This is a genomic window from Peribacillus sp. Aquil_B1 (genome assembly GCF_022603275.1).
Classification (GTDB): Bacteria; Bacillota; Bacilli; order Bacillales; family DSM-1321; genus Peribacillus.
Genome location: NZ_JAKXEE010000008.1, coordinates 94,295 through 106,198, shown reverse-complemented (window position 1 = coordinate 106,198; position 11,904 = coordinate 94,295). Strand labels below are relative to the sequence as shown.

Annotated in this window: 12 protein-coding genes, 1 tRNA gene and 2 rRNA genes; 11 read left to right on the top strand and 4 right to left on the bottom strand. The window is 41.4% G+C overall.

Features of this window, described 5'->3' with window-relative positions; genetic code table 11:
* From MPH60_RS26420 to tsaD, 7 genes are all read left to right on the top strand, one after another.
* Positions 1-94, top strand: a 23S ribosomal RNA gene (locus MPH60_RS26420); the annotation flags it as partial.
* Between the two features lie 119 nt (positions 95-213).
* Positions 214-329, top strand: a 5S ribosomal RNA gene (gene rrf / locus MPH60_RS26415).
* Positions 330-395: 66 nt separating this feature from the next.
* A tRNA-Met gene (locus MPH60_RS26410) sits at positions 396-469 on the top strand.
* A gap of 197 nt (positions 470-666) precedes the next feature.
* On the top strand, positions 667-1,119 hold the full coding sequence (gene tsaE, locus MPH60_RS26405) for a tRNA (adenosine(37)-N6)-threonylcarbamoyltransferase complex ATPase subunit type 1 TsaE (RefSeq protein WP_241593739.1): 453 nt from the start codon (positions 667-669) through the stop codon (positions 1,117-1,119).
* Positions 1,119-1,811 carry a tRNA (adenosine(37)-N6)-threonylcarbamoyltransferase complex dimerization subunit type 1 TsaB gene (tsaB, locus tag MPH60_RS26400; RefSeq protein WP_241615884.1) on the top strand — a complete coding sequence of 231 codons (693 nt, stop codon included), beginning with the start codon at positions 1,119-1,121 and terminating at the stop codon, positions 1,809-1,811. The genes tsaE and tsaB overlap by 1 nt, the downstream gene beginning before the upstream one ends.
* A 22-nt stretch (positions 1,812-1,833) precedes the next feature.
* A complete protein-coding gene (gene rimI, locus MPH60_RS26395; protein ID WP_241593740.1) occupies positions 1,834-2,286 on the top strand; it encodes a ribosomal protein S18-alanine N-acetyltransferase in 453 nt (150 codons plus the stop codon).
* Positions 2,283-3,296: a tRNA (adenosine(37)-N6)-threonylcarbamoyltransferase complex transferase subunit TsaD gene (tsaD, locus tag MPH60_RS26390; RefSeq protein WP_241593741.1), complete on the top strand. Its 1,014-nt coding sequence runs from the start codon at positions 2,283-2,285 to the stop codon at positions 3,294-3,296. The genes rimI and tsaD overlap by 4 nt, the downstream gene beginning before the upstream one ends.
* Before the next feature lie 268 nt (positions 3,297-3,564).
* Here tsaD and MPH60_RS26385 read toward each other — a convergent pair whose 3' ends face one another.
* A complete protein-coding gene (locus tag MPH60_RS26385; protein WP_241593742.1) occupies positions 3,565-5,484 on the bottom strand; it encodes an ABC transporter ATP-binding protein in 1,920 nt (639 codons plus the stop codon).
* A 133-nt stretch (positions 5,485-5,617) separates the two neighbouring features.
* Here MPH60_RS26385 and moaC point away from each other — a divergent pair, with 133 nt between their 5' ends.
* Both moaC and MPH60_RS26375 read left to right on the top strand, forming a co-directional pair.
* Complete coding sequence (moaC, locus tag MPH60_RS26380) at positions 5,618-6,130, top strand: cyclic pyranopterin monophosphate synthase MoaC (RefSeq protein ID WP_241593743.1); 513 nt, start codon at positions 5,618-5,620, stop codon at positions 6,128-6,130.
* Between the two features lie 28 nt (positions 6,131-6,158).
* Positions 6,159-6,818, top strand: a complete 660-nt coding sequence (locus MPH60_RS26375) for a redox-sensing transcriptional repressor Rex (protein WP_241593744.1) — start codon at positions 6,159-6,161, stop codon at positions 6,816-6,818.
* 572 nt (positions 6,819-7,390) lie between these two features.
* On the opposite strand, the gene MPH60_RS26370 is transcribed toward MPH60_RS26375, so the two are convergent.
* Both MPH60_RS26370 and MPH60_RS26365 read right to left on the bottom strand, forming a co-directional pair.
* The gene (locus tag MPH60_RS26370; protein WP_034306342.1) at positions 7,391-7,603 is read right to left on the bottom strand and encodes a YdiK family protein; all 213 of its coding nucleotides are present in this window, start codon (positions 7,601-7,603) and stop codon (positions 7,391-7,393) included.
* Positions 7,600-8,325 carry a CPBP family intramembrane glutamic endopeptidase gene (locus MPH60_RS26365; RefSeq protein ID WP_241593745.1) on the bottom strand — a complete coding sequence of 242 codons (726 nt, stop codon included), beginning with the start codon at positions 8,323-8,325 and terminating at the stop codon, positions 7,600-7,602. The genes MPH60_RS26370 and MPH60_RS26365 overlap by 4 nt, the downstream gene beginning before the upstream one ends.
* A 334-nt stretch (positions 8,326-8,659) precedes the next feature.
* On the opposite strand from MPH60_RS26365, the gene groES reads away from it, so the two are divergent.
* Positions 8,660-8,944 (top strand): co-chaperone GroES, encoded by a 285-nt coding sequence (gene groES / locus MPH60_RS26360; protein ID WP_101225604.1) that lies wholly within the window; start codon positions 8,660-8,662, stop codon positions 8,942-8,944.
* A gap of 59 nt (positions 8,945-9,003) precedes the next feature.
* Positions 9,004-10,641 (top strand): chaperonin GroEL, encoded by a 1,638-nt coding sequence (gene groL, locus MPH60_RS26355; protein ID WP_101225605.1) that lies wholly within the window; start codon positions 9,004-9,006, stop codon positions 10,639-10,641.
* A gap of 93 nt (positions 10,642-10,734) precedes the next feature.
* Here the strand turns inward: groL and MPH60_RS26350 are convergent, their stop codons facing one another.
* Positions 10,735-11,901, bottom strand: coding sequence for a site-specific integrase (locus tag MPH60_RS26350; protein ID WP_241593746.1), 1,167 nt, complete (start codon positions 11,899-11,901; stop codon positions 10,735-10,737).
* Between the last annotated feature and the right edge of the window lie 3 nt (positions 11,902-11,904).

The window sequence follows — 11,904 nt, the reverse complement described above, 5'->3', positions numbered from 1 at the left end:
AGATCCCTGAAAGATGATCAGGTTGATAGGTCAGAGGTGGAAGCATGGTGACATGTGGAGCTGACTGATACTAATAGATCGAGGACTTAACCAACGCTTTTTGAAAAATGAAATACCTTCTTATTATTATCTAGTTTTGAAGGAATGAAAATTTCTTCTTGCATTTTGATTTCATACATGGTATGATAATAAATGTTCTAAAAAGATTAAATGTTTGGTGGCGATAGCGAAGAGGTCACACCCGTTCCCATTCCGAACACGGCAGTTAAGCTCTTCAGCGCCAATGGTAGTTGGGGGTTTCCCCCTGTGAGAGTAGGACGCCGCCAAGCTATAATCTTTGTATTCTTTTTGAATAAATGGGAACACTATATTTATAAAAGCAACATTTATACCGTCGCGGGGTGGAGCAGTCCGGTAGCTCGTCGGGCTCATAACCCGAAGGTCGCAGGTTCAAATCCTGTCCCCGCAATCATGGAAAAAACGAAACTTAGGTTTCGTTTTTTTGTTTTATCTGAAATTCGATTAATTATGTTCCTAACTTATTTGTTTCTTCTTTTGAAACAAGGTAAACTACATATAGAATGGTTTTCGTTCCATAATATTGCGTTTATGGTTATGGACATGAACAATAGGACGTTTCCTAATAATGATAAAGGTGATTGATATATGCAACATGTTGAATGGATTTCTCAGAGTGAGGAAGAAACCGCGCAATTTGCGCATAGATTGGCACAAAAGCTTTCCAGTGGAGATGTGCTGGCTTTAGAAGGTGACTTGGGTGCAGGGAAGACGGCATTCACAAAAGGGCTGGCTAAAGGATTAGGTGTTACCAGAATGGTGAATAGCCCTACCTTTACGATAATAAAGGAATACATGGGCCGCTTGCCTTTATATCATATGGATGTCTATCGGGTAAGTGAATCGGAAGAAGATCTAGGCTTTGATGAATATTTTGATGGTGATGGTGTGACTGTCGTTGAATGGGCTCATTTAATAAAGGATCACCTTCCAGAGGAAATCTTGTCCATTTTTATCTATCGCCTGGGCGATACCAGCCGGCGTATTGTTTTGGAAGCCAAAGGCGAACGATATGTAAAGTTATGTAAGGAGATTATTTGATGAAGGTTTTAGCTATAGATACATCGAATTTTACATTAGGGATTGCCCTAGTAAACGAGAATCAAGTAATTGGTGAGTATACGACAAATTTAAAGAAAAATCATTCGGTGCGGGTAATGCCGGCAATTGAGACACTGCTGAGGGATTGTGATACTAAACCGAAGGAATTGACTAAGATAGTGGTAGCTCAAGGTCCAGGCTCATATACAGGGGTCAGGATTGGAGTGACGATAGCGAAAAGCTTGGCGTGGACGCTTCAGATTCCCTTATCAGGTGTTTCCAGCTTAGAGGTTTTAGCGGCTAATGGACGTTATTTTAACGGGGGGATCTCTCCCTTGTTCGATGCAAGAAGAGGGCAGATTTATACTGGATTATATGAAATGGAGAAGGATTCTTTAAAGACAGTCATAGAAGATTGTAATATTCTATCCTCTGAGTGGGCGAATCAATTAAAGGAATTAAATCGTCCTGTTTTATTTGTTGGTCAAGATGTGGACATCCATCGGGATGCAATTACGGATGCATTAGGGGAATTGGCGGTATTTGCTCCGGTACAGTCATATAATTCAAGGCCAAGCGAACTGGCCTTCATCGGTCTTGATAAGACTGAAGTGGATGTTCACCAGTTTGTACCGAATTATATCCGCATGGCTGAAGCAGAAGCTAAGTGGCTTGAACAGCAGGGGAAATAAACAAGGAAAGCGACCGATTATTATGAGTAAAACATTGACGTTCCGAAAAATGAATACGGAAGATATCGACCAAGTGCTAAACGTGGAAAAGCAGTCCTTTACTTTGCCTTGGAGCCGGGAAGCTTTTTTTAATGAATTGAATCATAACCAATATGCTGTATACATGGTGATAGAGGATGAAGGTAAAATCGCCGGTTATTGCGGTGCCTGGATCGTCATTGATGAATCGCACATTACCAATATAGCGATATTGCCAGAATACCGAGGGCAAAAGTTAGGAGAAGCTTTGCTCAGGAAGATGATTGAAATCTCCATTTCGATGGGTGTGGTGAGGATGACGCTCGAGGTCCGTGTCAGTAATGCAATAGCCATTTCGCTCTATGAAAAACTAGGTTTCCAAAAGGGCGGAATCCGAAAAAATTATTATACAGACAATCAAGAAGATGCTTATGTTATGTGGGTGAATTTTACATGAAAAAAGATCAATTTATATTAGGTATTGAAACGAGCTGCGATGAAACTGCGGCAGCTGTCATAAAAAATGGTACGGAGATACTGAGTAATGTCGTGGCTTCACAAATCGAAAGCCATAAACGTTTTGGCGGTGTCGTTCCTGAAATAGCTTCCCGTCATCATGTAGAACAAATTACGATTGTTCTTGAAGAAGCACTGCTGCAAGCCGGTGTGACATATGAAGACTTGGATGCCATTGCCGTTACAGAAGGTCCAGGCCTTGTAGGGGCACTATTAATTGGCGTGAATGCGGCGAAGGCTGTAGCTTTCGCACATGGAATACCGATTGTCGGTACGCATCATATCGCCGGTCATATCTATGCAAATCGGCTTATTCAGGAGATCGAATATCCTGCTCTTTCTTTAGTCGTTTCGGGAGGACATACGGAATTGGTGCTTTTAGAAGAGCCGGGTTCTTTCAAAGTGATAGGGGAGACGAGGGATGATGCAGCAGGAGAGGCGTATGATAAAGTGGCTCGGACATTGGGGCTCCCTTATCCTGGCGGTCCTCATATCGATAGGCTGGCGCAAGAAGGCTCACTAACTTTGAAATTGCCTAGGGCATGGTTGGATGGCAGCTATGATTTTTCTTTCAGCGGGTTGAAATCGGCGGTGATCAACACTTTGCATAATGCAGAACAGCGCGGGGAAAAAATCGAACCTAAAGATTTAGCGGCAAGTTTCCAAGCAAGCGTGATAGAAGTGCTTGTAATGAAAGCTGTAAAAGCTGCAAAGGAATATAATGTGAAGCAGGTATTGCTTGCTGGAGGAGTTGCGGCAAATAAAGGTCTTAGGGAAGCATTAACGGAAGCTTTTAAGGATTTACCAATGGATATATCCATTCCGCCCCTTTATCTTTGTACGGACAATGCCGCCATGATCGGTGCTGCTGGCAGTGTCATGTTTGAAAAAGGAAAACGATCTGGCTTGGATTTGAACGGAAATCCCGGCTTGGATATAGAAGCATTTTAATTGACGAGAAGACAGGATCCCGCACTTCGGCATCCTGTCTTTTTATCGTGTTAATAAAATAATAGAATATTCTGTGGATAAAGTTTTTTTGTTCATCCTACTGCATGTGTATAAAGTGGTGCTTTTGTGGATAAGTGGATATGTTTCTGTGGATAATGTGCATAACTTGAATTATTGGCTAATGAACGGTAAGTGGTTTGTTAACAAGTTTGTGGATAACTTGTTGATTTGAATTGAAAAAGACCGAGTCGATTGACCCGGTCTTTTGTCATTCTTCCAGTTCAGTCCATTCTTCGAGCAGCTGGTCCAAACTTTCCTGTGCAATATCAAGCTTTGTTTGAACCTCCATCACTTTTTCGTGGTCCTGAAAAACATTTGGATCACAAAGGAGATCATTATATTCGCTTATTTCGATTTCAAGAAGCTCCATGGCTGCCTCGATTTCCTCAATGCGCCGTTTTCGCTGGCGTTCAGCTTTTTTTGCTTCTTTATCAATTTTGTAATTTGTTTTTTCTACAGCTGCATCTAAAGTTTTAGCTTGATCCTGCTGTTCAAGTGCTTGGATTTCCGCCTGCTCCTGTTTCTTCTCTAAATAGTAATCATAATCACCGAGGAATTCTTCGTTGCCGTCTTTGGAGAGCTCTATCACTTTCGTTGCTATCCGATTTATGAAATAACGGTCATGTGAAACGAAAAGAATGGTTCCCGGATAATCGATCAAAGCATTTTCAAGCACCAATTTACTATCGAGGTCCAAATGGTTCGTTGGTTCATCAAGAATTAAAAAATTCCCTTTTTCCATCATCATTTTGGCTAGAGCAAGCCGGGCCTTCTCGCCTCCGCTTAGTGTGGAAACGGTTTTCAAAACATCGTCCCCGCTAAATAGGAAATTACCGAGTACGGTGCGGATGTCCTTTTCCGGTTTAAGGGGATAGTCATCCCATAATTCATTGAGTACGCGTTTATTGGAAACAAGGTTAGCCTGTTCTTGATCGTAGTAGCTGACTTCTACGTTCGTTCCAAAACGGAAATCCCCAGAAAGTGCAGGCAGCTTAGAAATGATCGTTTTCAATAAAGTCGATTTTCCAACTCCATTTGGACCAACAAGAGCTATGCTCTCCCCTTTAGTCATACGGGAATTAATATTCTTTGATACCGTTTCCCCTTCGTATCCGATAGCCAAGTCCTGGAGGTGAAGTACTTCATTTCCGCTTTGCCTTTCAATCTGGAAAGAAAAATTCGCGGATTTTTCATCACCTTGCGGCTTGTCCAATACATCCATCTTTTCGAGCTGTTTGCGTCTGCTTTGTGCTCTTTTCGTGGTGGAGGCCCTCGTGATATTACGTTGAACAAAGTCGCGAAGCTTTTCAATTTCCCCTTGTTGCTTCTCGAACAGTTTCATGTCCCGCTCATAATCCTCCGCTTTTCCCTCTAGGTAGGAACTATAATTACCATGGTATTTTTTCATGTTATTCCGGGAAATCTCATATACCAGGTTTACTACTTTATCTAAAAAATAACGGTCATGGGAAACAATAAGGACAGCTCCCTGGTAGCTTTGTAAATATTGTTCAAGCCAAGAAAGGGTTTCGATATCCAAATGGTTCGTCGGCTCATCCAGAATCAATATATCCGGTTTCCTTAAAAGCAGCTTTCCTAATGCAAGCCTTGTTTTTTGCCCGCCGCTTAAAGTGGAAATTGGGGTAGAATAGTCAAAGTCAGCAAACTGAAGCCCATGCAATACGGAACGGATATCCGCTTCATATTGATAACCGCCCTTCTCTTTGAATGCCACCATCAAAGTGTCGTATTCATTCAGCACTTTTTGGTAAATCGTTTCGTTTTCAAAGATGTCAGGTCTGGCCATATCAGCCTCTAGGCGACGCAGTTCCTTTTCCTGCTCTATAAGGTCCGTGAATACGGTCAGCATCTCATCCCAAATCGTCAGTTCGGATTCCAATCCCGTATCCTGGGCCATATAGCCGATTGTGACGCCTTTTGGTTTGATAATTTCACCGCCATCATGGGAAAGCTGCCCGGCTATGATTTTTAGCAGAGTGGATTTTCCGGCGCCATTTCGGCCGACAAGTGCAATTCGATCTTTATTTTGAACTTCGAGCTTCATATTTGATAAAATAAGTTCAGCTCCATAATATTTCGATAGTTGATTGATTTGTAATAAAATCATAGATTTCACCTCAATTGATTATAGATAGTGTAACGTATTTTAGTGATTATCGGCAACAGCTTGGTTCCATGGTAAAACAAAAGCTGTTACATAAAGTGGAATAATAGTGTATGATTTAGGAGGGGTTACTTAAATGGGAGACTTAACGCATTTTAATGAACAGGGCAGGGCCAAAATGGTCGATGTGAGTGCTAAGCCAGAAACAACCCGGACGGCAGTAGCTCAATCGAGCATTTTATTGAATGATGAAATATATGAATTGGTCACGAACCAGAAAATGAAAAAAGGCGATGTACTGGCTGTTGCACAGGTTGCAGGAATAATGGCCAGCAAAAATACATCCAATATCATTCCGATGTGCCATCCCATTGCTCTGCAAGGGGTCAATATAGCCTTTGAGTGGGAAAAAGAAGAACAAGGATACAGGCTTAGGATTGAAACGCAAGCTAAGACAAAAGGGAATACAGGTGTGGAAATGGAAGCGTTAACAGCTGCATCCGTGACGGCCTTGACTGTTTATGACATGTGTAAGGCCCTTGATAAGGGAATGGTGATCGGGCCTACATTCTTAGTGGAGAAAACAGGCGGAGTTTCCAGTAACGACTTTAAAAGACAAGTAAAACAAACAGATAGAGAATTAAGTTGAAAAGCATGTGTGAAGGCGGGGAAGAACAATGAACCATGACCCAAAGATACCGCAGGCAACAGCCAAAAGGTTGCCATTGTATTATCGATTTTTAAAGAACTTACATTCCTCAGGCAAACAAAGAGTTTCCTCTGCAGAGCTAAGCGAAGCTGTAAAAGTGGATTCTGCCACCATACGCCGTGATTTTTCCTACTTTGGCGCTCTTGGGAAAAAAGGTTACGGCTACAATGTCAATTATTTATTATCCTTCTTCAGAAAAACACTAGATCAAGATGAATTGACCAAAGTCGCTTTAATCGGGGTAGGAAATTTAGGAACCGCTTTTTTAAATTACAATTTCATGAAAAATAATAATACAAAAATTGAAATGGCTTTCGAAGTTTCTGAAGAAAAGGTCGGCAAGCGAATAGCTGATGTGCCCATCTATCATATGGATCAAATCGATACACTATTGCAGGAAAATAATATTACTGCGGCTATATTGACAGTGCCTGCACAGGTAGCCCAGACGATAACCGATCGTCTAGTCAAAGCCGATATAAAAGGAATATTGAATTTTACACCTGCACGGCTGACCGTGCCTCCATCCATTAGGGTCCACCATATTGACCTGGCCGTGGAGCTTCAGTCGCTCATCTACTTCCTGAAACATTACCCAATAGTGGAAGAAGCCGCATTGGAGGAATGAAAAAAACGCTGCATCATTGCAGCGTTTTTTTTATTGCAGCTTTTCAGTTTATACACTAAAGGAGGCGGAACGGTCTCATCCCGAACTTAGATTTTAAAACCAACATTGATTATCCTTCATGTTTTTAACCTTTTTTGGGAGGTACAATTTAAACGTTAATTTCCACTCCAGGCACTCGCTTTCCGCGGGCGGTCCGGGAGCCTCCTCGGCGCTCTTGCGCCTGTGGGGTCTCCCTTGGACGCGCTTTTCCCGCAGGAGTCTCGCACCTTCCGTTACAATCAACTAGATTTTTATAGGTTGTTCTAACCTAGGACGATGTTTAGGATAGATTATTCTTCATGGTTTTTTACAGTTTTATGAAATCGCTCAATGGATTGAAGAAATTTGCGTCACTCCTGCCGAAAAACTGGCTAGCCGAGCCCCCACAGACGCTTGCTTTGTTGCGGTTTGGCAGACAGTCGGCGGAAAGGGAGCGGATTTCTTCAAGCAACTGGAACTTTTATTAAATAAAAAAAACTGTAGACTCAATTTTAATCGAATTGGTCTACAGTCTGAAATGCTGCTGCGTTTTTTTATTTTTTCTTATTTTTTTGTGCGGCTTTAATCTTAAAGTGCAGCATGATCATGCGTAAGCCCGATCCAAAGTCAAGAGTCGCAATAAGGACAAGTATGTAGGCGAAGAGTCCCCATCCAGAAGAATTGACGGTTTGAATCGCGATAGCGGTAAAAAGAGCTCCTAAGCCTGCATAGATGATGCCCATGAATAAGGGTGATTGACGTTTCATAATAAACCTCCGATGAAGGCCTGTGCAGTATCTATCATCTTCTCTATATCCTTCCGATATACCACTTGAAGGATGATGACAAGTGTATTCATCGCAATATGAGCGCTCATTGATACGAGAATGCGGCCTGTTTTTGCATAAAGGAAAGCAAAAGTGAAGCCCATTGCCGTATATAAAAGAAGATGTTCAAATTCACCATGCGCCAAGCCGAAAATAACTGAGCTGATTAAAGCTGAAATAAAGAAGTTAAAGCGTTTATGAAGTGATCCGAAAATGATTTTCCGGAAAATTAATTCTTCCAATATAGGTCCAATTACTGAAGTGACGAAAATGACCATGGGGACTTTGTAAATGAGTGAAATGAGTTGCTGCGTATTTTCAGATTCAGATTCCACCCCAAGCATCTGTTCAATGCTTCCGGCAATGCTTTGCGCAAAAAGAGCCATGAACACTCCTGCAATTGCCCATAATATGGACATGGAAACGGAAGTTTGATTTCTCGTGTCTACCTTTTCCCTCATGTCTCTTCTCATTAAAAAAAGAATCAAGAATAAAGCAGCGAGAAAACTGAAAACTATCCAGTATGCTGCAGATTTCACTTGGAGTTCATCATCCGGCATTCCGGTATAAGACCCGATCAGCATGAAAATGGGCACCCCAACAATACTGGATAATTGCATGGCAATATAAGTGATGATGACGAACCAATATTCTTTTTTCAAAAATGAAAACTCCTTTTATAGTCACCCATTCCGCTCGGAACGTTCCTGTTATGGGGACAAGCTATAAACGCATACTCCAAAATGGTATCAAAAATTGAGGCAGAACTCCACTTAAAGGTCCCCCTAACGAAACATTTAAATAACTTTGTTAAGGAAATCATTATGCTAAAGTAGTTTACCCGTAATTTATCAGAAATTAATAAAAAATTTTCAATAAGATACTTGCAAAAAAGGCTCGGTTTATTTAATATTATAAATGTGTTAGCACTCGATGATGAAGAGTGCTAATAATCATGTAACAAATTATCAAGAGAATATGAGGAGGTTGTTTCACTTGTTAAAACCATTAGGTGATCGCGTTATTATTGAACTAGTTCAAACTGAAGAAAAAACTGCAAGCGGTATTGTTCTTCCTGATACTGCTAAAGAAAAGCCACAAGAAGGTAAGGTAGTAGCAGTTGGTACTGGCCGTGTCCTTGAAAATGGCGAACGTGTTGCTTTAGAGGTTGCCCAAGGCGATCTAATTATCTTCTCAAAATATGCAGGTACTGAAGTTAAATACGAAAACACTGAATACTTAATTTTACGTGAAAGCGACATTCTAGCTGTTATCGGCTAATTATACATCATACTTAACTGAACGAAAATTTTCTTAAAATTTTAGGGAGGTACTTATAAATGGCTAAAGAAATTAAATTTAGTGAAGAAGCTCGCCGTTCCATGCTTCGTGGTGTGGACGCACTTGCAGATGCAGTTAAAGTAACGCTTGGACCAAAAGGTCGTAACGTGGTTCTTGAGAAAAAATTCGGTTCACCGCTTATCACTAATGACGGTGTGACGATCGCTAAAGAAATCGAATTGGAAGATGCATTCGAAAACATGGGTGCAAAATTGGTTGCTGAAGTAGCAAGCAAAACAAACGACGTAGCTGGTGACGGTACTACGACTGCAACGGTTCTTGCACAAGCAATGATCCGCGAAGGTCTTAAAAACGTAACAGCTGGTGCTAACCCAATGGGTATCCGTAAAGGAATCGAGAAAGCGGTCAATACTGCAATCGCAGAATTGAAAGCCATTTCCCAACCTGTTGAAAACAAAGAATCAATCGCACAAGTTGCTGCCATCTCTTCAGCTGATGAAGAAGTGGGCCAACTGATTGCAGAAGCAATGGAGCGCGTTGGTAACGACGGCGTCATCACAATCGAAGAGTCTAAAGGTTTCACAACTGAATTGGACGTAGTAGAAGGTATGCAGTTCGATCGCGGATATGCATCTCCATACATGGTTACTGATTCAGATAAAATGGAAGCTGTTCTAGAAAATCCATATATCTTGATCACAGATAAAAAAATCACGAATATCCAAGAAATCCTTCCTGTACTTGAGCAAGTTGTACAACAAGGTAAACCGCTATTATTGATTGCTGAAGATGTAGAAGGCGAAGCGCTTGCAACTCTTGTTGTGAACAAACTTCGTGGAACATTCAACGCTGTTGCGGTTAAAGCTCCTGGATTCGGTGACCGTCGTAAAGCAATGCTTGAAGACATCGCAGCTCTTACAGGCGGCGAAGTAATCACTGAAGAAATCGGACTTGATCTTAAATCTGCAACAATCGATTCATTAGGCCGTGCGTCTAAAGTGGTTGTTACAAAAGAAAATACAACGATCGTTGAAGGAGCTGGAGATACAGCTCAAATTCAAGCTCGTGTAAACCAAATCCGTGTTCAATTAGAAGAAACAACTTCTGAATTCGACCGTGAAAAATTACAAGAACGCCTTGCTAAATTAGCTGGTGGCGTAGCAGTAATCAAAGTCGGTGCAGCTACTGAAACAGAATTAAAAGAACGTAAACTTCGTATTGAAGATGCATTGAACTCCACTCGTGCTGCTGTTGAAGAAGGTATCGTAGCCGGTGGTGGTACAGCACTTCTTAACGTATACAATAAAATCGCTGAAATTCAAGCGGAAGGCGACGTAGCAACAGGCGTGAAAATCGTTCTTCGTGCAATCGAAGAGCCTGTTCGTCAAATCGCTCACAATGCTGGACTTGAAGGCTCTGTAATCGTAGAGCGCCTTAAAGGCGAAGCAGTAGGAACTGGCTTCAACGCAGCTACTGGACAATGGGTGAACATGATCGAATCCGGAATCGTCGATCCTACTAAAGTAACTCGTTCAGCTCTACAAAACGCTGGTTCTGTAGCAGCTATGTTCTTAACAACAGAAGCTGTTGTTGCTGACAAACCAGAACCTGCTGGCGCTGGCGGCATGGGCATGCCTGACATGGGCGGCATGGGCGGAATGGGCGGCATGATGTAAGAACACCTTGAAAACGTTGATAAATCAACGAATTTAGGGGTTTGCATCAGAATATGTCCTCGGTTTTGTCCTCTTAAGAAGACAAAGTTCGAACTAAAGGAGAAGGTCTTTCATCAGTTTACTGAACTGTTGAGAGGCCTTTTCTTCCATATTAGAAGTCATATGAGCGTAAATGTTCATGGTGGTGTTTATGTCAGTATGGCCTAAACGCTGTTGAATTTCTTTAATACCCACACCTGCCTCAATAAGTAGTGAGGTATGAGTATGCCGGAAAGAGTGTGGTGTTATATTCTTTTCAATTCCCGCCTTCTTAAGCAACCTCTTTAGCCTTGTTTCAAATACCTTTCTTAATTGTGGATAACCATCATCCCTGGCGAAAATAAAATTCTCATTTTGATAAATTGGGCTATTTTTAAGCTTAATTTCATTTTGATAAATCTTATGCTTTTTAAACATGTTGGTAAGCATCTCATCGATCTTTATTGTTCGGATGGATCCTGATGTTTTGGGAGTTAGTAGCTGGTAACCTTGATAATTGTTATTTGGATTGTACAGCGTTTTTGTAACTCGCAGCTTCCCTTGTTGTATATCAACGTCTGTCCACTTTAGGGCAAGAAGCTCACCAATTCGAAGACCAGTATAGGAAAGTGTCGTAAATACAAGGGCATCCATATCTAATCCTTCTGAATGACTGAGCTTTAGGAAGCTAGCCAATTCCTCTTTCTCCAAAAACTTTAATTCATCTTCCGCCTTTTCCAAATCTTCTACCTTTGCCTGTTTCTTCGGTAACCTAAAGTTTTCAGTGGGGTTTATTTTCATAAGATCAAGCTCAATAGCTTGTTTAAAAATCATTCGACCGGTAGCGTGAATCCCGTCCATGTAATTGCGGCTATATTTTTCTGATAGGTCCATGATTCTGTCCTGGTACATTTTTTTTGTAATGCGACCAATCGGAAAGGGGCCCCATACATTAATAAAGTGCTTCATTTCTTTTTCTCTGGCTCTAACACTGCTGACCTTCACTCCGCTCCGACTATAGGATTTAAGCCAATCCTTAGCAAATTCCTCAAAGGACATACGGGATGCCTTTACTAATGTACCGTTTTCTTTTTCCATCTCCACAATTCGGGCTGCAGCCACAGCTTCTTTTTTTGTCTTGAAACCACCCTTTGATATTTCCATTCGTTTCTTAGTCAATGGGTCTATACCTAGATATACATAATAAGTCCACGTATCACCGCGCTGCTTAAATTTGGCCACAGC